The following is a 17,772-nucleotide window of genomic DNA, read 5'->3' as shown; positions in this document are numbered from 1 at the left end:
CTCAGGCGCGCACGACGTCGAGCGCTTCGGCGACTTCGGGCACGCCGCGGTAGCGCTCCAGTTTCCTCGCCGCCGCCGCGATGCGGGCCGCCGGGCGGCTCGAGGTCACACCCCCGGCCAGTTCGTGCGCCCGGCGCAGGGTCGCCGCCGCCTGTTCCGCTTCGTGCGCCTGCACGTAGGAGACGGCCAGCCAGGTCAGGTACAGGGACTTGTCCCGTGCGCACGTGTCGTCGAATCCGGCCAGAACGCGCTCGAGCACCGGCACCGCCCGCAACGGCCGGGCCAGCTCGGTCCAGCAGCGGCCGGCCATGATGTCGATTTCCGCGGCGTCGACCCAGAACACCCAGTCCGGATCGGGCCGGTCGTCGCGCCGCTCGAGCGCCTCGCGTGCCATCCCGAGCGCGGCGTCCGCCTGCCCGGCGTCCCCCGCGACCGCGTGCGCCCACGCCTTGCGCGACAGCAGCAGCGCCGACACCCGCGGCGACGCGGCTTCCCGGGCGACCTCGTACGACGCGTCCGCGTCGGTTGTGCCCTGCTTCGTCGTCACGGTCTGCTGGTACGCCGAGTACGCGAGAGCGTTCCCCACCAGATCCCGCGCGCCCGCAGTCTTCGCGGCGTCGCGGCTGTCGTCGTAGAAACGGCGCGCCCGCCGGTGGTCGCCGCGGTCGAACGCCGCCCAGCCTGCCTGCTGCATCTGTTCGGCGAGCAGCACGTGCAGCTCGCGCCCGATATCGGCCGCGTAGGAACTATGGCGAAGGAGGTGCTTCGTGGCCTCGACTTCGGCCGCGTAGACCGGCGCGGTGTCACCGCCGCCCAGCACGTCGTCAAGGCGCCGCAGCCGCGCCGTGCGCCGGCGCAAGAGGTCCAGCTCCGGACGCCCGATCCGGCCGGCCACAGCCGGCCGTTCGAGACGAAGCGGCAGGGCCAGGGCCGCCGCAGCCTCGAGGAACTCGCGCCTCCGCATTGCGTCGTCGCCGCCCTTCCTCGCACGCCTCCGGGCCGCGCGGGTCATTGCTACGGCTTCCCGGAGTTTCCCGGCATCGCAACCGAAACTGTCCGCGTAGTGCTGTTGCCAGAATGGCGTGATTATCCGGGCTTCTCGTTCCCAGCGCGATACCTCGTTGCGGGTGACCGCCCGGCCCGAGAGTTCGGAAAGGACCGCAGCCTGTTCGGCCTGAGACCTGCCGGTTCCGGTTCGCAGGTTTCGGAGCAGGGCGCCGACGGCGATCGCCTCCATGCGCGGCCCCCTCTTCTGGCCACCCCCGGCGATGGCCACCCCCTGCGGCTACTCCAGCGACGGGGTGTTGCTGATTGCCTGCACATCATGGCACGCGGCAGAGACAGGCAGCGGTCATGACAGCGAGGATCGCGGGCGAACTGCCCGCCAGCCTGGTGGATCAGGCGATGTTCGCGGTGCACCGGTGGAGTCGCGACGGCCTCAACCACCGGTACCTCCGCCACGCCGTCATGGCCGGCGGAATGGTGGCGCCGCGGTGCTCCGTCTACGGCGCACCGGCCACCTGGTGGGCGCTGGCTCCTGACGAGCTGGGCCCGGAACTCGACGACACGCGCGATCGCGCCGAGGACCACCGGGCGTGCTTCAGCGATGCGGCCCCGTGCCCGATCCCGAGGGACTCGAAGCGGCAATGGTGAGCACACGCGCGGAAGCCGCTGCCCGCAATGCCGCGATGCTGCGCGAGCACCGGTCGGGAATGTCGATCGGGCAGATCGCCCAGCGGCACGAGCTGACCCCCAAATACGTGCGGAAACTTCTGAGTGGACTCGCCGGAGGTTCTCTCGTCGAGGCGGGGTCGTTCACGCACGGATGGCTGAGCAACCCGGCCGCGTTCGCCCGCCCCGGGCCGCCCTGTCCGCAGCCGGAGCAGCCGGGACCGGTGCGATTCACCTGCCGCTCATGCGGCGGCGCGGTGTCGACCCGCACCTGGGACTGCACCGGCTGCAAGGCCCGTTTCAGGGTGTTCGCCAAATCCGGTGCCGACGCGTCGAGGAGCGAGGATGGAAACCGCCGTCAAGCCGAGGCGACCGGCGTGAGGAGCGCGCCGCATCCGGAGGCAGCCACTGGCACGACGGCTGAGGACACCGTCCTCCGCAGCGGGTGCGGAGTGCGATTCACGCCCTCCGGCGCTGACGACGACAGTCAGGTCGTTCCGACGGGCGGGGCAGACGAAGCCTGCCTGGCAACGGCGACGGACGTGTCGTAGGCGCGTCGCAGCCAGCCATGACCGACGACGAACCACGCAACGCGCGGATGCTGAAGGCGTGGCGGGGCGGTGCTTCGATCACCGACATCGCCCGCGAGCACGGGCTGTCCCTCAGCTGGACCGGACGGCTGCTGCGACAGGAAGGGGCCGTGCTGCCGCCCGTCCGGCAGGGCATCAAGCGCACCGACCTGGACGTCGACGGGATCATCCGCGACTACGTCGAGAAGGGTTGGCCCATGCAGGCGGTAGCCGACACGCACCACGCGTCCTACGGCACGATCCGCCGGCTCCTGATCAAGAACGACGTGAAGATCCGCCCGCACGGAGGCCAGAACGCCCTCGAGATCTCGCCCCTGCTCACTCCCCGATCCCGCGAGAAACGGTAACGCCGATGTTGACCACCTTCACCGGAACGCCCGTCACCGAGACCGCCGACAACACCGCCTGCACCACCTGGTCCGCCTTCTACGGCGGCGTCACCGTGCAACACCGCGCCGACAACGACCGGCTGACGGACCGCGCCCTCCCCCTGCACGCGATCGCAGCGGGGCCGGCGTTTTCGTCAAGCCGGTAAGCGAAGTCACCTTGGGCCAGGACAGCCGCAGCAGTCCATTGGCGACGGAAATCATGCGACCCGGCCTTCCGGAGTCGGCACGTCCGCCGAAGATCAGCACAGTGCGTCAGTCTCCCTGCGGCTCGGGGAACGGTGAACTCGCGGCTAGCGCAGAGACGGCTGTCAACTCCGCCAGCGGCAGCGCGAGAATGTGAACCATCTCCGAGCGCCACTCGTCCCACCCCTCCGTCCCGTGGAGGACGTCTGCGGGACGGACCGGTGCAGCACGAGCGACCAAGTCGCAGCACGACGCGCACCGGTACCGCTCCTGCGGCACCTCCGCCACCGTTGCCTCAGCCGTAGAAATCCACCGCGAATCGTTCGTGCATCCCGGAGTAAAGCATTCTCCGCCGTACGCGCCCTTCTCGAGCATGGTCGCCTTCCCGTCCTTGGAGTAGTTCACAGTCACGCCGCCCGACCGCCCGCCGCGCACTGATTGACTACCCGTCGAAGACGCACCGGGAGGTACGCACTGTTTCCGTTCGCTGTTCGGTGTTTCCCGATCGGCACAGGGTTGAGCGGGCCGCGCAACGCGAGAGCCAAGGCCGTGCGCGCATCACACCGGCCATTTTCGGAAGACTCCGCGCGAACCCGCCCGTCGCCCGAGCATTCCCCGGGGCAAGCAGACGGGTTCCTGTGGTGTCATCGCCGGCGGATTCCGGGGGTCGTGCCGTGTCAGCGGCGGTGGAACAGGTGGTTGGTGCGCGCTTCCCGCTCGTTGCGGTAGCCGGTCGGCGCGGTGGAGCGCTCGCCGCACGAGCACAGCCAGTGGTAGTCGGTCACGCGGGTGCGCCCGAGCTGGCGCGTCTTGGCGGTGATGGTGACCGCGTGCTCCACGGCTGCCTCCTGAGGGAAAATGGGCGACCCTCCAGGATCCCGCGGCAGGTGGATCAGAGGGCCTTCGCGATGCACTTCTGGCAAAAGAGCGCGTGCAAGAGTGGCTGTGGGCCGCGACGTCGCTGCTGTCCAAATGGGGTGCGAGCACCCCTCATCGGCTTCAGTCGCTGCCCCGCTGCCTCACTCGTAAACGATCTTCGGAGTCGGCCAGACTTCCCGGAATTGGCCCTCCCACGTCGCTATATCGTAAGCCGGATCGTAGGTGCCGTCTTTGCGGAAGTAGCGTCCGCCGGCGCGGAGCAGCATCCAGCAGCCTTCACCGTTGTCGCCTTGGCCGAGCTGGAGATCCATCAATTCGACGCGACCGAGTCCGTCGATGACACCGAGCTTTGGGTCGCGCGACCACTGGCGCTGGAGACCGAGGTCGCGGCCCCAGAACCCCCACGCATCTTCCCGATAGGCTTCCAGAGCCGCTTCGACCTCTTTGACATTCATGTTCAGGCCTCCAGTAGGACCAGCTTGAGGGAGTTGCTTCGGCGCCGGGCGATGCAGTCGACGTTTCGACACCCACAGATCTCGCAGCTATCGTCGGCCAGGACTGAAGGCCCACGGCACACAGACCGCGCATTGCGATTCCCAGCCGATGTACCGACACGGCTGCCATCCGGTGTCGGAACCCGCCATGGCCGCGCAGCTGCGGATCGCGCACGTTGAGCTCGACGACGAACGCGGCCGAACGGACTTCGACCAGTCCGCTGCTACAACGACGGCGATTCCCGCACCATGCGGCCATGCCAGTGCGCCGAGTCCTCGATCCTGCGCCGGATTCAGCACGGCAGACGACGCCTCCGACCGGCACCGGCGCTCGCGCCACGACCACGCTTGCCCCGGATTTATGAACGCTCTTTCAGCACACGCAACGCCGGGCATTTCTGGGGGTTGGCACAGTGCGGGCGATGTTCCTCCCGCCAGGTATGGGCCAAGGCCGGAGCATCGTTCGCGTCGAACAACCATGCGAGCACATGCGCCTCATCACAGTTAAAGCGCGCCGGGAGCCGAGCAAACGCCGAGTCACGAGAAAAAACGACGAGGAAGCGTTCCACCACAGCAGCCTCGTGGTCTCGCTGCCACTGCGACACCGCCTTGCCACCGCGCATAACGAGAGCCTTTCGGATCAGACATCACTGGCGAATCCCAGAATGACGCAGCGGGAGCCGACAAGTGCGCCCTAGGTTGTTTCCAATGCGCCCACGCCGTTTCCGATCTCAAAAGCACGCCTGCACCGACACCACCACCTCACCCGGGCTAGCCCCGCGACCAGAATCCAGGCCACGCCAGGAGACCAGCCGACGCGATCCCGTGGAGGCGCTGCGGAGGGCACTGCTGCAGTACGCGGCGCACGCCGGGCCGAGGCCGAGGTGCGCGACATCCTGGCCGGCTACGACGGGTCCGGGACAACGGCCTCGATCGTCGCGGACCTGACGACCGACGACGTCCCGCCGAGGCAGGCTGGACCCAGACGCCGACACCGGCCTCGCCGCGCTGCTACGGCTGCTGGCCCCTCCATCTGAACCAGCCCAACATCGACCGCGGCGACGCAACCGAGGACGCTTTCGGGAGCCGTCGTCGTTGCTCGCGCCCGCGGGCGTCCGCGAGTTCTACACCGCCACCGGTCTGGTCCACGAAGCCGCGCACGCCGTGGCTGCGCACGAGTTCGATGTGCCGTTCGAGAGATATGGGCGAGAGCGGACGACCACGCGGGAGAAGTCGAACTGTCTCCGAGCTACTCGCGGTCCACCTCAGGCGACATTGGAGCGCTGGTCTTCCTGGCCGCCCGTCCTGCTGTCCGCACTTACTTGCGGCTCACCGGCAAGGACAACGCCGCAAACCTGACCGCTGGACACCGTTCCGGACGGGCCCCGGTCCGCGCCGTCGCGGCCGGCCGGCCTCCCCGCCACCTGCTCCAGCCAAGCGTCACCGCCGGCCTTGCCGCCGCGCTTTCCGCGAAGCTTTCCTGGCCTTCTTCTTCCGGGCGTCCGCCTGCCGTGTCGGCATCTCCGGCGGAGAGGACGGCGAAGACGCAGTGTGGGGCGGGTCGGTCTTGCCTTCCGCGAGCCGAAGCGCCAACTGCGAGAGCCGAATGAACTCCGCCTTCGGATCCGGAACGCAGGCGGGGATCTGGAACAGCGCCGCGGCGAACGCCGCCGCCAGGTGCAACGCGTCGAACGGCTCGGCCTCGGCCGTGCCGACGAGCCTCAGCCCGACCCGAACCAGCGGCACGTCGTCAACAGCGACGACCTCCAGCGTTTCCTGCACGTCGCCGCGGCGCTCCGGCGCGACCAAGCCGTCCAGCAGCGCCGTCATCGCGGGCAGGACGTCGCTGATCGTGGCGTCGTACCGGGCAGTCGTCCACCACCCCTTGGCTTCCTGCACGATCACGCCGACCGCCTGTTGGGCGTCCGAGGGGCGGATGCGCATCAGCTCGTTCTCGACGTCGGGTGCGTGATCGGCCAGCAGCACCTGCACTTCGACGAACTGCTTAGCCAGGTCTTCGCGCTCGGCGTGCTCGCGCGCCGATTCGCCTGCTTTCCGTGGTTCCGCCAAGGCTTCCGGGAGGTCAATGCCGCCGAGGATCGAGTCGAGGTAATGGGCGAGCAACATCCGCCCGGCCAGTTCGCCCTGCACAAAGCGGACCGCCCACTGCGGGGTGCCGCGCCGGGGCCACGGCTTGTCGACGGCCATGTATTCGGACAACTCGTACGGCCGCGGCGGCGGTCGGTACCCGAGGGGTTCGGCCGGGAGCCCCTCGGCCTGGTCCGCGATGACCCGCAGCGTCGCCTCCTCGGCGGCCACTCCGGCCGCGGGACCGCAGGTCATCAGCATCTGCGCGACGAACGCCTGCCCGTCCTCGCCCCGCTCGAACCAGGCACGCTCGCCCGTGAGGCGTTTCGCCGCGCGTTGCTCGGCGGCATGGCCGGCCGCCGGTCCGGCGTGGTTGCGGTCGATCTCGGTCTTCATCCGGAAGAACTCGTCGTGCATCGGTTCTCCCGAGGCGGGGACCACCGCGCGCTGTGTCGGTGACAGCTTCGACAGCGACGCCACCAGGTGTTCGGTCGCCAGCCGCTCCCACAACCGCATGCCCGAGAGCTCCCCGAGGTCCGCCGGCCGGGTGACGACGATGCCTTCCTGGTCGGCGTAGTCGGCCAGGGCGTAGGCGACGAGCATGGTCGGCACGTCGAAGTACTCGGCCCGCTCCCCTGCCGGGTCGAGGCTGGCTGTCATGAGGTCTCGCATCACTTCCGCGTAGGCGTAAGCCGCGCGCCAGGGCGTCCAGGTCGGATTCACGACCTGCTCTTCCACGGCAGTGTCATCGATCATGCACACAGCGTCCCAGGCGACCGCCCTCGTGTCGCGCAGTTGCACGCTTCCGGACCGGTCGAAGCCGGTTGAAGGTCTACTTGGCCGGGACACCGGTGATCGCCTCGACCAGGGGAGTCGCCCTCGCCGTGCGCGGGAACGGCTCAAGGCCGAAACGCTGTACATGCTCGTGTTCACGGACGAAGGTTCCCCTGGCGACCCGAAACCCGCTCAGGAGGCAAGGCCGAGCCAGTCCGCATACGAGACCAGGTCCGGGTTCGAACGGCGGTGCAACCCGACCAGGACGGCGGTGGTCTCCCGGACCATCGGGTGGTGCCGGGTTTGCTGCGGCGCGATCCGCTTGGCCTGCTGCAATTCGGTCAGAGCGCCGGTTCGGTCGCCGTGGATCAGGCGCGCGCGGGCAAGGTCGATGTGGTGATGGCCTCGGCGGGTGCGCGGCATCTGCCTCGAGGGACGCCACCGCTGGGCGGCGGCGATGGCCGCGCCGCCGTCGCCGAGTTCGACGTGCCCGGCGACCTCGTGGGTGGTGGTGTTGGCGTGTCCGAAAGTCAGCCCGTACTGCACCTGGTCGAAGCCGCGCAACCGGTCGGCCAGTTCGCGCGCGGCGGCCAGGTGGTCGCGGGTCAGATCGGCGTCGCCGGCGCGGGAGGCGAGCGTGACCGATCGCAGGTGCAGCGACCCGCACACCACCAGCACGCCCGAGGTCGGCTTGCGGACCTGGAGCTGGTCGTCGAGCTGATCCCGCGCGGTGGCCATGAGCCGCAGGCCGTGGGCGTAATCGCCGGCGGACTGGAAGGACTGGGCCCGCGCCCACTGCGCCAAGCCGCCCGCGAGCGGATCGCTGGTTCGCTCGGCCGCGTAGAGGAGCTTGTGCTCGATGCTTTCGGCCAGATCGGGGTAGCCCAGCCGGTAGGTAAGCGTGTGCGCCGCATGGTACGTCGCGACCAACAGCCCGTTCGCCTGCTCGACGTCCGCGGGCCGGCCGTGGTGGCCGGCTGCGATGAGTTCGGGCAGCAGGGCGGGCAGGCGCGTGGCGAGTTTGCTGTAGCTGGCTGACGACCGGAGCCGGGCCAGAGTCCGGACATCCGCGGCCAGCTCGGCCAGCGGGCGCGGTGCGACGTCGTCGGGCAGGTCGTAGCAGCGCAGCACGGTGCGCAGCGCATCGACGTCGCGGTGCACGCGCTCGTCGTGGCGGGTTTCGGAGTAGGGCTGCCCGTTCAACCGCTCGACCGGGACCCGCAGGGCACGGGCGCACGCGGCCAGCAGGGCGTGGCTGGCGGGTCGATCGCCGACCTCGACCTTGGACAGCAGGCTCAGCGACACGTGGGCGCGGGTGGCCAGCTGGCGTTGGGTCAACCCTGCGGCCTTGCGCAGCACGGCGATGACGTGGCCGGCGGACAGCAGGTAGTCGCTCACGGTCGCTCCCTTCGCGCGGGTCTTCAGCGTAAGGGCGGGAGCGGTCGCTGCGGCAGTGCTTCCCGCCGGATGCCGGGCGAGCGTGTGCAAGTCGTGTGCAACTTCGCCGACCGCGGCCGTGGTGCCCTTTCAGGGTCCGGATTGTGTTGCACACCAAGGGAAGGACACGTGTGATGGCGACATCGACGACGCCGGAGGCAACAGCGGTGGGCGAGCGGGCCGCGCAGATCCTGCGGGCGATGCAGGCCCACCCCGGCTACGAGCGGCTGACCAGCAGCTCGATGAAGTACAGCACGTGCTGGGCCACGTTCACCGGGTATCCCCTGGTCAGCCAGTGGAACCTCGACACCGACGCCGCGCCGCTGCTCGACGAGGCCCTGAAGGTCCTCGCGCTCAAGGCCGCGGTGTTCGAGCTGACCGGCGGCGACGAGGCCGCCGCCGAGCTGCTGGTGCCGGCGCCGGTAGACGAGATGATCCACGCCGTGCTCGCGCAGTTCACCGTGATGACCAGGATGCAAACCGACCTGGGCGTGGTGTTCCCGCACGCCACCGAGTTGGAACGTTTCGACTACGTCCGCGGCTGTGCCACCGACGACTGCTACGCGGCGGCCGGCTGGGGCGAGCAGCCGCTGCGGTACTGGCTCGACGCCGCCGAGGTCGACCGCCGCTTGGCGATCCTCAACGAGCGCTACCGCGGCGCGGGCTTCGCCCCGAACGGCCGCAGCCACGCCCACATCTTCGACGAGGCCGTCGTCGCCTGACGTTTCAGTCGCGGTGGGCCAGCTCGTAGCCGAGCACCCGGCGCAGGGCCGCGGTCACTGCGTCGGGTACGAAGCGCTGACCCGCCGCCCGCTCCGCCCCGGCGACCGCGTCGAACAGCTCGTCGGCGGGCGCGACTCGCAGCACCGCGACGAGCCATCCTTCGAGGTCGGTCTCGTCCTCCGGCATGACCAGCGCCGCCGCGCTCGGCATCGGCCGCTCCTCGCCGGCCTCGGGCACCGGCTGGTCGCCGGAGAGGTACCGGCCGGGCGGCATGCCGATGCGGTACGGGTGCACGCACACCCCCGCGCCGGTGCGCACGTCCACTCGCCAGCCGACCGACCGGTCGAGGCGGTACTCGGGACCGGGGCCGTCGACGACGTCGAACGTGCCCGGGGCCTGCCCGCAGCGGGCAGGACACACCACGCAGGCGTTCTCGCCCCACCCGTCCGGCCGGTCGTCCACGCGTTCAACGTTACCGGGAGGGAATCCGAGATGACGGTGCTGACACCGCCCCGTGCCGCGCCCGTCGACCGAGCGCTGGCCGACGCGCGCCGCTGGTGCGCCGGGCAGGTCATCGACGACCGGCCCGCCCTCGCCCACGCGGTGCGGGTCGCGGTGGTCCTGGGCGAGCACGTCACCGCCCCGGACCCGGACCTGGTGGCGGCGGTGCTGCTGCACGACAGCCCCGAGTTCGCGCCGCCCGACCTCGACCTGGACGCCGTGCTCGGCCACCGCTACGGCCCTGCGGTGGTGCGGATCGTGCGCGCCCTGGAAGCCGAGCATCACGCCCTGGACACCGGCCACCCGGTCATCACGGTGGACGACCTGCCGGTGCTGCTGGCCAGCACCGCCGACAAGATCGTCGCGCTCACCTCGCTGACCCGGCGAGCCGGGAAGTCCGGCGACCCGGCGGCGTTCTTCGCCGCCCGCCCCGCACTGCTCGACCTGCTCGAGCACTTCGCCGCGTTCGCCGACGCCGGCGACGGACGCGTGCCCGCGAGCATGACCCTGCAGCTGAAACAGGTGCTGGACACCCTGACCGCGACCGCGCGCGGAGCGCGGTGATGGACGGCTTCGTGCGATCCCGCCAACGGCTCGCCGTCCTGTCCGACCTCGGCGTGCCGGTCGTGACCAGCGATCCGATCCGGATCTGGCGGCTGTCCGCCGTGGAACGGCTTCGCCTGCGCGACGGGACGAGCGTGGTGTTCAAGTACGCGCTGGCTCCGTTCACCGGCGAACACATCGTGCTCGCCGACCTGGCACGCCACGGGATTCGGGTTCCCGCCGTGCGGGCGGCCACCGTGATCGACGGAATGCTCGGCATGATCCTGGAAGACCTGGGCGACCCGGTCCGCGACCCGACCGAGCACGACGCCGCGGCGGCGGCGGTCCACCTGCACGGCGCCGACGTGCCCGCGGGGCTGGACCGGCTCGGCGAGCGCGACCTGGCGGCGCTGCCCGGCCAGGCTCTCGCCTACCTGGACCAGCTCCAGGCCGACGGCCGGTACGGCGACAGCCGCGATCTCCGCAATCTCCTCGCCGCGCTCGCCCAGGTCGCAGCCCGGCGCGCTGCCGGTGCCGAACGGCCGCCGTTCGGGCTGTGCCACGGCGAACTGCACCCCAGCGCCATCCACATCGGTCCGGGCGGCTGGCGCGTGCTCGACTTCGCGATGGCCCTGCACGGCCCCGGACTGCTCGACCTGGCGTCCTGGCCCGGACTGCGCCGACCCGCCGACCCGCCGAGCACCAGGTCACTGATCGAGCAGTACATCCGCGCCGGCGGCCACCCGGCCGCGCTGGACGACCGCGGCGACCTTCCCGCCGAGCGCTGGGCGCTGGGCTGGCACCGCGTCCAGGCCGCCCACTGGCTGCTCGGCTGCGCGATCCACGGCATCGACACCCCCGACACCGACACCAGGAACGCCACCGTCCTGCGCCGCCAGCTCTCCGGCGCCGTCGACCTGCTCGACGCCGACGACGGCGGCAGCGACATCGCGGCGAGCTCCGGGCGTCCGGCTCGCGGTAGGACGTCCAGAACAGCAGCGAGGTTGTTGCCGGGGCTGGCGTAGCCCGGCATGCCGGGCCGGGCGGGCTGGCACAGCATCCAGACGTCGGCCGCGCACGGGTAGCCCGGATCGGCGCCGACCACGATCCAGCGGCCCTCGCCGAGGGCCTGGCCCACCTCGAACCTGCGATCGGCTGCACCGTCATCTGGTCGCGCTCCGGGAACCAGAACAGCGTGGTGGCGCCGGGCAGGTGCAGGTTTACCTGGTCAGCACGGCGACTTGCCGAAGAACAGCCAGTCGGTGTGCGCTCGCGCGCCTACGGTGGGCCCTCGGCCTGGTGTTTCCGGTCAAGGCGACGCGGCGGAGGGCGGAGCCGGTAGAACGTGGCGCGATACGTCGACGACCGGCACAACGGTTCACGCGTACACGACCGCCACGGGAGCGCTGCCCAACGCCAAGGCGTCTATCGGATCCGCGTTGTCGGGGTCGTTGCTGATCGACTCCAGTTCGAAGTCGTCGCGGCGCAGGTTCGCGGTCACCTGTTCTGCCACGTAGCTCTGCCATCTGAGCCGTTCTAGTTCGTGGCGTTCCTGGTAGCGCTCAGGAGTTTCGTCGGGCATGAAAGCAGGCTCGGGTGCGCGGCCGGGTACGGACATGTTCACGTTCACCGACACCAGGACCATGCCGGCGACCTCGCGCAAGGCTACGTCCTCGGCCCGGTAGTCGTCGCCGCGTCTGGCCTCGAGGCAGTCGCGGACGGCCCCGAGGGACGCGTACGCGGATCGCCTGCTGTCCGCGGCTCCCCAGCCTCCGTCGCTCGCAGCGCCGTTCACGCCAGTCCCTCCGCCTGCAGCGCTGCAGCGAGCGCGTCCTGCGGGCTCATGCCGCTCTCGTGGCAGTCGCGCCAGCTGTAGTCGGCCAGGTCGGTGAACGACACCGCGGACCGCTTCCGGCACGCGCGTTCCACCGCGACGAGCCACGGCGCGCAGTCGAGGTCGCCGTTCGCGTGCGAGGCGATCGCCTTGCCGAGGGCCGTGTTTTCCAGATATTTCCGGACTTCGCTCTGCCGGGCGGCCGACAGCTCGGCCCATCGTGTGCGCACCGCTCGCTCCTTCGGCATCGACGCGGCGGAATCAGCGGCGGGCACCGCGCGGAGCCGTCCGCCCCCTGACCAGCCTTGCGAGGCCGGCAGGGCGCGCCGCGTGCGCTGCAGCGCCGGTTACAAGCCCAGGGGCCGACGCCGCACCGCTGTTACCGACATTGAGCCGACTATCCCTGCGAGCAGGCCCGCAGGAACGACGTTGTCGTTTCCAATTCCCTCGCAGGCGTTTCCTTCCCCCGCTCCGTCTGCGCGCACGGGGCGCTCCGTGGAGTTGTGGCCCGCAGATGCCGCCGTGCCAACGAATCCCGCGCCGCCGCGAAGGCGCCCTCCGGCCAGCATCGCCCGCAGTCAGTCACAGCAACGCATCAGGGAAGGCATCGGCTGGGCAGGAGATGCCGGCCGAAGGAGACAGCCGGTGCTCGCGGCAAGACCGCTCACATCCAGGAAACGATTGCGACCCGAATGGAAACAGCTGGACCTTCCATCGCCGCATTCCGCCGGAGAAGAGTCGAAACCGACGTCTGAGTCGGAATACCGATCACCGCGGCCCCGCCCCAGAGCGACAACGAACGCCGCCGCGCGGAAGGACTCCCGTGCCCCGAACAAGCAAACAGCACCGCACCGGCCGGTTCCCCTATCGACAGCATCCGCACCCGTTGTGCGGCAGCAACACCGCACGACAGGAAAACGGCGACCCCGGCCACTGCGAGGACTGCTGCTCTGTCGGGCATGCCCTCGCGCATCCGGATCTTGGATGCGGCGACGTCGGCTGCTACCAGGCGCACGACGAGGGACCAGCCGACGAGGCGAATCCACGCAAGCAGGGACGGTCCTGATGTCGACGCACCTCAGCCCCTCGCGCACCCACAGCCGCCGCGTCAATCCGCACACCCTCAGCAGCGGCAAGCTCCACCACTGCTGCGGCTCGTCCAGCGGCTACCACATCTGCGTCTGCGGGTGTTGCCGCCACGACCTCCGCACCGCCCCGAAGACCGTCACGAACCACGACCGCGTAAGGCTGAACGGGGACGTGCCGCCCCCGCGCCCCGCGGCACCCCGGAGGCAGGCCGTGGCTGACACGCTGCATGTCCCGCAGTGGTCCTCAGGGATCCAGTCCTGGGCCGTGGCACGGATGGTCGTCGAAGCGCAGGGACGGGACAACGTGGTGCTGCTGTTCGCTGACACGCGGGCCGAGGACGCGGACAACTACCGGTTCAACACCGACGCGAGCGCGCTGCTCGGGGTGCCGTTGACGGTGGTGCGCGACGGTCGCACGCCGCAGGAGGTCAATCGGGACGAGCGGTGGCTGGGGAATTCTCGGCTGGCGCCGTGCAGTCACGAGTTGAAGCAGAAGGTGTGCCGCAAATGGTTGCAGGACAACACCGACCCTGCCAGCACGATCCTCTATGTCGGCGTCGACTGGACCGAGCCTGAGCGTCGGCCGGCGATCGAACGCATGTGGGCCCCGTGGCCGGTGGAGTTCCCGTTGATGAGCCCGCCCTATCGCCCGAAGGACCACTGGCTTCGGGAATCGCGGGCGATCGGGCTGGAGCCGCCGTCGATGTACCGCCGCGGATACGCCCATGCCAACTGCGGCGGGGCGTGTGTGCGCGGAGGCCAGGCCCAGTGGGCGCATCTGTTGCGCGACAACCCGTCGCTGTATGCGTCGTGGGAGCGGCACGAGGCCGAGATGAGCGACCTGCTCGGGCGCGAGGTGTCGGTGCTGCGGGACCGCCGCGGCGGTGCGAGCGCCCGGCTTCCGCTCGCGGTGCTGCGGCGCCGAGCGGAGAGCGGGGACAGCGAGTTGTTCGACCCATACGACTGGGGCGGCTGCGGGTGCATGGTCGACACGATCGGCGGCGCGGCCTGAGCGCCCGCGCCGGGTACCGCGTCGAACGCCTGCCGGGGAGCGCGTGCCCCGGGCCTCTGTCTCGGGGCACGGTCGCCGCTCCTGCAGCGCTGTTCCTTGCGCCGGCGTTTTCGTTCGAGGCAGCAAAGCGCTGCAACGACAGCACGCCGCGACGTTGGAGGCAACGCCGCATCTGCCGCTAGCGTGAGCGCGGACGAGAACCTGAGGCCCGGGGGACCAGCATGGCGCGGACGCACTGCGGCGGGAAGGCACCGACCGGGCTGGACGCATGGCCGGAGCGCCGGAGGGAAACGCTGTTGTGGCGGTTGGCGCTCACGCTGGACTACGACGGCGTGGACGACTACGTCCGCGCGTGTGACGGCGCTTCCTGCCTCAACCCCGATTGGCGGCCGCCCTCGGGGCAGCTGACGGCCGTGCTCTGCGACGACGGCCGACATCACCTCTTCCGGGACGACACCGCGCTGTGCACCGAGATGGACTACAGCGACGAAGTCGTCGCCGCGGTGCGCGAACGACGCGGAACAGGCAGAGACCGCGACGACGCCGGCCGCGACGAACGCGCTGCGCGGCTGCTCGCGGAGACAAACGCGCTGCAGCACCGGTTCGCCGCACAGGACCGCGAACGCCACGGCGGACGCATCCCGCACGAGCGGATCTGCGACTGGTGGACCGACGGAACGGTCTACCGCATGTTCGCCCCGAAGACAGCGTCAGACGAGCAGCAACGGCAACCGCGGGACCGAATGCGGGTCTCGTGGACCGTGGGCCTGCTCGGCGACCCGATCGACCCGTGCGCTGTGCCGCCGGCGCGACGGTGCACGTTCGTCGGCGGACGCAGCGTCTGGCCGCCCTACCTCGGCACCGATCGCCTCGGCCGGATCCGGCGGCAGCTGATCGATCACGCCGGATCGCTGTGCCACGCGTGTGGTCGGACCATCGGCGCCGTGGTCGACCACGATCCCTTCACCGGCCTGTGCCGCGGCCTGGTGTGCTGGGACTGCAACGCCTGGGTCGACACCTGCCCGCACCTGAAGGACTGCCCCTGGGCTGTCTACCTCAACTCGCCGCCGGCCCTGCCGCTGCGGCTGCGCCACCCGCATGCCGCCCGGGACCGCGAAAACCACCGAGCCCGCATCGAGTACCTCGGAATCGACCCGCTCGCTCCCGTCCGCCCTTGGACACGCCGGAGGTGACTTCCGCCGCGCCTCAGGCCTTTTCTGCCTGTCATCAGGCCTTGGCGAACGCGTCGCTGAACGCCGCGCCCCCGTAGCACCGGAGCCTCGGCCGGGTCCGCGCGCCGTCGCGTATCCATCCCTTGCGCACAAGATCTGTGCACGGATCTTGTGCGCAAGCAAACATGCAAGGCGGCAACGGACTCGCCGGTAGACCGGCAGGGCAGAAACTCGGCGACCGCCCGTGGCCCGGTGCCGCGAGCCGAACGCTACGGCAAGCCGGTGAACCGTACCCGGCTCGCCGGGCGGCGTAGCCGATTCCGCCGGTGCGGACTGGGAGCATCGACCGGGTGGGCACTGATTCGTCGGGAATGACCGAGCAGAAACTGATCCGCGGCTGGGCGAGCGGCACGGCCGGGGTGAAGATACGCCTGGCCACAGCGGACGACATCCCCGCGATCGCCGAACTCGCCCCGGCGGCCGGGCTCGAGCTGGGCGCGGAGATGGCCGAGGCGATCCGCAGCGGCGCGATGGGAACCGCGCACCGGGCCGGACTCGCCGGCCGCGGCCGGGAGCACGGACAGCCGGCCTTCTCCCGCGCCATCGCGCAGGCCTTCGCCGAGCACGGCCCGGACCACGTCTACGCAGTCGCCGCGCTGGTGCTGGTGGCCGAACACCGCGAGCACGGGGTCATCGGCACCGTGATCGCGTTCCCGCCCGGCAACGTGGCCGAGCAGTACGTCGAACACGCCGAACGCACCGGAGCCGCGGCGCCGGACGTCCGCAAGATCATCGCCGGCGGCGCGATCGCGCTGGCGAAAGTGTCCGCGCTGGCGGTGGCCGAGCCCCATCGCGGCAGCGGGATCGGCGCCGCCCTGCTGAGCCGGACCAAAAAGGTCTACTTCGCCAACGGCTACATCTACGTCTACGGCCAGATCCGCCCGGACCGCCCCGGCCTGGCCGCCTTCTACCGCCGCCAGGGCTTCGACGTCCGCGAACCCGACGAAGGCCTCGATCTGTGGGTCGTGTTCGGCATCCCCGGCGGGATCCTGCCCGATCAAGGGGAACGTTTCTTCGTCCGCGGCCGACCCCGCGACGACTAGCGGAGAGCGAGGCGAGAGGTTCGATGCGGATGCGTCCGGAGCAGGCGCTGGCCGTGGCCCACCCGGAACTCGCCGAGACCTGGCACCCGGACCGCAACGGTGTTCACACGCCGGAGAACACCTCGGCGAAGAACTCGCTGCGCGCCTACTGGCGCTGCCCGGCCGGGCACGTGTGGTGCGAGACGGCGGCCGCCCGGACCGGGATGCCCGCCTGGAAGCAAGGAAACCGTGCGGCCTGCCGGGTCTGTGGCGACCACAGCGTTCGCCTGCGGGCACACCGTGCTGGTGGAGGCCCAGTTCTCACGACCGGACCGGGCCTGCCCGGCCTGCCGCCGCGAGGCCTGGGCCGAGAACCAGAACCAACGCGGCGCCCAGCGCGAGAAGGCCCGCACCGCCTACTCCGACCCTGCGGCCGAGGCGCGGGAGCTGCTGGCGGGCATCGAGATCCCGGAGTCGGCGCCAGCCCCGCTGGCGATCGACTGGCACAGCGCGGCGCTGCTCAGCCTCGGCGCACTGCCACAAGCTCCGACCGAGCGAACCGAGTCCGGCGCCCGCGGCAACACGGCACCGCGTCCGCCGGACAGGACTTGACCCGCGCCGTGGCCGACGGCCTGCAACCGCGCGTCGCCATCGGCCGGTCGCGTTCCCAGCCGATCAGGTCTTGCGTAGCAGACGCGTCGGTTACCAGCAGAAGCTCCGCGCCGTCTTCTCTCGCGTCGCGGGAGACGTCGTAGCCGCTGCACCGTCACGAATTGCCGCGGAATCACGCCGGTCCCTGGGCAGGGACCACGGCGGATCGAGGCCGAGGCCCCGGGGCGGAAGGTCGCGTCGCGCTGCGCACCTTCGGTCGGAACCTCCGCCGACGCGACAACGAACCCCGATCGCGAATCCACCCCCTCGCCTTTGCGACACGCGGGACGGCCGTAGCCGCGGACCCTGCGTGCGGACGCTTCGTCCGGTGCCCACAACCAGGTCGAGCGCGGGCTGGAGGAGAACCGCAGTTCGCGGTCACGGCAGGACCTCCGGCAGGGTCACGTTGCACTCGGCGACCCAGTCCTTCAGCATCCTGCCCTCCGGCGTGTCGCCATACAGGTCCTATTCCAAGCGCAGCGCGCAGCGCTTCTCCGACGGCTACAACACCTGTGCATGTGCTACTGCAGCGCATCTAGGGGCGTTCCAACTCCAACGCGGCGACGGGACTTCGGTTCGCCGCGACTCCGCTGGGCTGGCATCTGGAAACACCCGCCGAGCCGGTTGGCAACAAAGACCGCGTCCTCCGCGGCCCGCGCCA

21 protein-coding genes and 1 pseudogene are annotated in these 17,772 nt (G+C 70.5%); 13 read left to right on the top strand and 9 right to left on the bottom strand.

The features are described 5' to 3' along the window. Position 1 precedes the first annotated feature (1 nt). Complete coding sequence (locus ABZX37_RS27385; RefSeq protein WP_354744204.1) at positions 2–964, bottom strand: hypothetical protein; 963 nt, start codon at positions 962–964, stop codon at positions 2–4. A 389-nt stretch (positions 965–1,353) separates the two neighbouring features. On the opposite strand from ABZX37_RS27385, the gene ABZX37_RS27380 reads away from it, so the two are divergent. The 4 genes from ABZX37_RS27380 to ABZX37_RS27365 are packed head-to-tail and all read left to right on the top strand — an operon-like array spanning position 1,354 to position 2,796. Further along, a complete protein-coding gene (locus ABZX37_RS27380) occupies positions 1,354–1,653 on the top strand; it encodes a hypothetical protein (protein ID WP_354744202.1) in 300 nt (99 codons plus the stop codon). Continuing rightward, complete coding sequence (locus tag ABZX37_RS27375) at positions 1,647–2,222, top strand: hypothetical protein (protein WP_354744200.1); 576 nt, start codon at positions 1,647–1,649, stop codon at positions 2,220–2,222. Before ABZX37_RS27380 ends, ABZX37_RS27375 begins: the two co-directional genes overlap by 7 nt. Positions 2,223–2,239: 17 nt before the next feature. After that, on the top strand, positions 2,240–2,608 hold the full coding sequence (locus ABZX37_RS27370; protein WP_354744198.1) for a hypothetical protein: 369 nt from the start codon (positions 2,240–2,242) through the stop codon (positions 2,606–2,608). A 5-nt stretch (positions 2,609–2,613) separates the two neighbouring features. After that, the gene (locus ABZX37_RS27365; protein WP_354744196.1) at positions 2,614–2,796 is read left to right on the top strand and encodes a hypothetical protein; all 183 of its coding nucleotides are present in this window, start codon (positions 2,614–2,616) and stop codon (positions 2,794–2,796) included. 714 nt (positions 2,797–3,510) lie between these two features. Here ABZX37_RS27365 and ABZX37_RS27360 read toward each other — a convergent pair. The 5 genes from ABZX37_RS27360 to ABZX37_RS27340 all read right to left on the bottom strand — a co-directional run bounded on the left by ABZX37_RS27360 (position 3,511) and on the right by ABZX37_RS27340 (position 8,466). Then, complete coding sequence (locus tag ABZX37_RS27360) at positions 3,511–3,672, bottom strand: hypothetical protein (protein WP_354744194.1); 162 nt, start codon at positions 3,670–3,672, stop codon at positions 3,511–3,513. Between the two features lie 180 nt (positions 3,673–3,852). Continuing rightward, entirely contained in the window at positions 3,853–4,167 is a 315-nt protein-coding gene (locus ABZX37_RS27355; protein WP_354744192.1) for a hypothetical protein, read from the bottom strand. A gap of 398 nt (positions 4,168–4,565) precedes the next feature. Next, positions 4,566–4,829 carry a hypothetical protein gene (locus ABZX37_RS27350; RefSeq protein ID WP_354744190.1) on the bottom strand — a complete coding sequence of 88 codons (264 nt, stop codon included), beginning with the start codon at positions 4,827–4,829 and terminating at the stop codon, positions 4,566–4,568. An 817-nt stretch (positions 4,830–5,646) separates the two neighbouring features. Next, on the bottom strand, positions 5,647–7,050 hold the full coding sequence (locus ABZX37_RS27345; RefSeq protein WP_354744188.1) for a hypothetical protein: 1,404 nt from the start codon (positions 7,048–7,050) through the stop codon (positions 5,647–5,649). Positions 7,051–7,260: 210 nt separating this feature from the next. Continuing rightward, the gene (locus ABZX37_RS27340; protein ID WP_354744186.1) at positions 7,261–8,466 is read right to left on the bottom strand and encodes a helix-turn-helix transcriptional regulator; all 1,206 of its coding nucleotides are present in this window, start codon (positions 8,464–8,466) and stop codon (positions 7,261–7,263) included. Positions 8,467–8,639: 173 nt separating this feature from the next. Between ABZX37_RS27340 and ABZX37_RS27335 the strand changes: the two genes are divergently transcribed. Beyond that, complete coding sequence (locus ABZX37_RS27335; protein ID WP_354744184.1) at positions 8,640–9,227, top strand: hypothetical protein; 588 nt, start codon at positions 8,640–8,642, stop codon at positions 9,225–9,227. 4 nt (positions 9,228–9,231) lie between these two features. On the opposite strand, the gene ABZX37_RS27330 is transcribed toward ABZX37_RS27335, so the two are convergent. Next, positions 9,232–9,690, bottom strand: coding sequence for a hypothetical protein (locus ABZX37_RS27330; RefSeq protein ID WP_354744183.1), 459 nt, complete (start codon positions 9,688–9,690; stop codon positions 9,232–9,234). A 30-nt stretch (positions 9,691–9,720) separates the two neighbouring features. Between ABZX37_RS27330 and ABZX37_RS27325 the strand changes: the two genes are divergently transcribed. Beyond that, the gene (locus ABZX37_RS27325) at positions 9,721–10,293 is read left to right on the top strand and encodes a hypothetical protein (protein ID WP_354744181.1); all 573 of its coding nucleotides are present in this window, start codon (positions 9,721–9,723) and stop codon (positions 10,291–10,293) included. After that, positions 10,293–11,297 carry a hypothetical protein gene (locus ABZX37_RS27320; protein ID WP_354744179.1) on the top strand — a complete coding sequence of 335 codons (1,005 nt, stop codon included), beginning with the start codon at positions 10,293–10,295 and terminating at the stop codon, positions 11,295–11,297. Before ABZX37_RS27325 ends, ABZX37_RS27320 begins: the two co-directional genes overlap by 1 nt. 353 nt (positions 11,298–11,650) lie before the next feature. Here ABZX37_RS27320 and ABZX37_RS27315 read toward each other — a convergent pair whose 3' ends face one another. Together ABZX37_RS27315 and ABZX37_RS27310 are read right to left on the bottom strand one after the other, a co-directional pair. Next, positions 11,651–12,067, bottom strand: coding sequence for a hypothetical protein (locus ABZX37_RS27315; protein ID WP_354744177.1), 417 nt, complete (start codon positions 12,065–12,067; stop codon positions 11,651–11,653). After that, entirely contained in the window at positions 12,064–12,336 is a 273-nt protein-coding gene (locus ABZX37_RS27310; RefSeq protein ID WP_354744175.1) for a hypothetical protein, read from the bottom strand. Before ABZX37_RS27310 ends, ABZX37_RS27315 begins: the two co-directional genes overlap by 4 nt. Positions 12,337–12,929: 593 nt before the next feature. Between ABZX37_RS27310 and ABZX37_RS27305 the strand changes: the two genes are divergently transcribed. The 6 genes and pseudogenes from ABZX37_RS27305 (at position 12,930) to ABZX37_RS27280 (ending at position 17,072) form a co-directional block, all read left to right on the top strand. Further along, positions 12,930–13,172, top strand: coding sequence for a hypothetical protein (locus ABZX37_RS27305; protein ID WP_354744173.1), 243 nt, complete (start codon positions 12,930–12,932; stop codon positions 13,170–13,172). Then, positions 13,172–14,206, top strand: a complete 1,035-nt coding sequence (locus tag ABZX37_RS27300; RefSeq protein WP_354744171.1) for a hypothetical protein — start codon at positions 13,172–13,174, stop codon at positions 14,204–14,206. Before ABZX37_RS27305 ends, ABZX37_RS27300 begins: the two co-directional genes overlap by 1 nt. Positions 14,207–14,427: 221 nt before the next feature. Continuing rightward, complete coding sequence (locus ABZX37_RS27295) at positions 14,428–15,399, top strand: endonuclease domain-containing protein (protein ID WP_354744169.1); 972 nt, start codon at positions 14,428–14,430, stop codon at positions 15,397–15,399. A 350-nt stretch (positions 15,400–15,749) separates the two neighbouring features. Then, on the top strand, positions 15,750–16,481 hold the full coding sequence (locus ABZX37_RS27290; protein ID WP_354744167.1) for a GNAT family N-acetyltransferase: 732 nt from the start codon (positions 15,750–15,752) through the stop codon (positions 16,479–16,481). 23 nt (positions 16,482–16,504) lie between these two features. Continuing rightward, a pseudogene (locus tag ABZX37_RS27285) lies at positions 16,505–16,675 on the top strand (zinc-ribbon domain-containing protein); the annotation flags it as partial. A gap of 52 nt (positions 16,676–16,727) precedes the next feature. Next, positions 16,728–17,072, top strand: a complete 345-nt coding sequence (locus ABZX37_RS27280) for a hypothetical protein (protein WP_354744269.1) — start codon at positions 16,728–16,730, stop codon at positions 17,070–17,072. Positions 17,073–17,772: the final 700 nt, after the last annotated feature.

This window comes from Amycolatopsis sp. NPDC004079, assembly GCF_040610415.1.
Taxonomy (GTDB): Bacteria; Actinomycetota; Actinomycetes; order Mycobacteriales; family Pseudonocardiaceae; genus Amycolatopsis; species Amycolatopsis halotolerans.
Note: the sequence above shows the minus strand (reverse complement) of the source record. Positions and strands in the feature narration are given on the sequence as shown.

Coding starts and splice junctions, on each gene's coding strand:
- ABZX37_RS27335 (WP_354744184.1), top strand. CDS start 8,640: ATGGCGACATCGACGACGCCGGAGGCAACAGCGGTGGGCGAGCGGGCC.
- ABZX37_RS27295 (WP_354744169.1), top strand. CDS start 14,428: ATGGCGCGGACGCACTGCGGCGGGAAGGCACCGACCGGGCTGGACGCA.
- ABZX37_RS27385 (WP_354744204.1), bottom strand. CDS start 964: ATGCGGAGGCGCGAGTTCCTCGAGGCTGCGGCGGCCCTGGCCCTGCCG.
- ABZX37_RS27345 (WP_354744188.1), bottom strand. CDS start 7,050: ATGATCGATGACACTGCCGTGGAAGAGCAGGTCGTGAATCCGACCTGG.
- ABZX37_RS27320 (WP_354744179.1), top strand. CDS start 10,293: ATGGACGGCTTCGTGCGATCCCGCCAACGGCTCGCCGTCCTGTCCGAC.
- ABZX37_RS27290 (WP_354744167.1), top strand. CDS start 15,750: ATGACCGAGCAGAAACTGATCCGCGGCTGGGCGAGCGGCACGGCCGGG.
- ABZX37_RS27300 (WP_354744171.1), top strand. CDS start 13,172: ATGTCGACGCACCTCAGCCCCTCGCGCACCCACAGCCGCCGCGTCAAT.
- ABZX37_RS27380 (WP_354744202.1), top strand. CDS start 1,354: ATGACAGCGAGGATCGCGGGCGAACTGCCCGCCAGCCTGGTGGATCAG.
- ABZX37_RS27325 (WP_354744181.1), top strand. CDS start 9,721: ATGACGGTGCTGACACCGCCCCGTGCCGCGCCCGTCGACCGAGCGCTG.
- ABZX37_RS27350 (WP_354744190.1), bottom strand. CDS start 4,829: ATGCGCGGTGGCAAGGCGGTGTCGCAGTGGCAGCGAGACCACGAGGCT.
- ABZX37_RS27370 (WP_354744198.1), top strand. CDS start 2,240: ATGACCGACGACGAACCACGCAACGCGCGGATGCTGAAGGCGTGGCGG.
- ABZX37_RS27355 (WP_354744192.1), bottom strand. CDS start 4,167: ATGAATGTCAAAGAGGTCGAAGCGGCTCTGGAAGCCTATCGGGAAGAT.
- ABZX37_RS27375 (WP_354744200.1), top strand. CDS start 1,647: ATGGTGAGCACACGCGCGGAAGCCGCTGCCCGCAATGCCGCGATGCTG.
- ABZX37_RS27365 (WP_354744196.1), top strand. CDS start 2,614: ATGTTGACCACCTTCACCGGAACGCCCGTCACCGAGACCGCCGACAAC.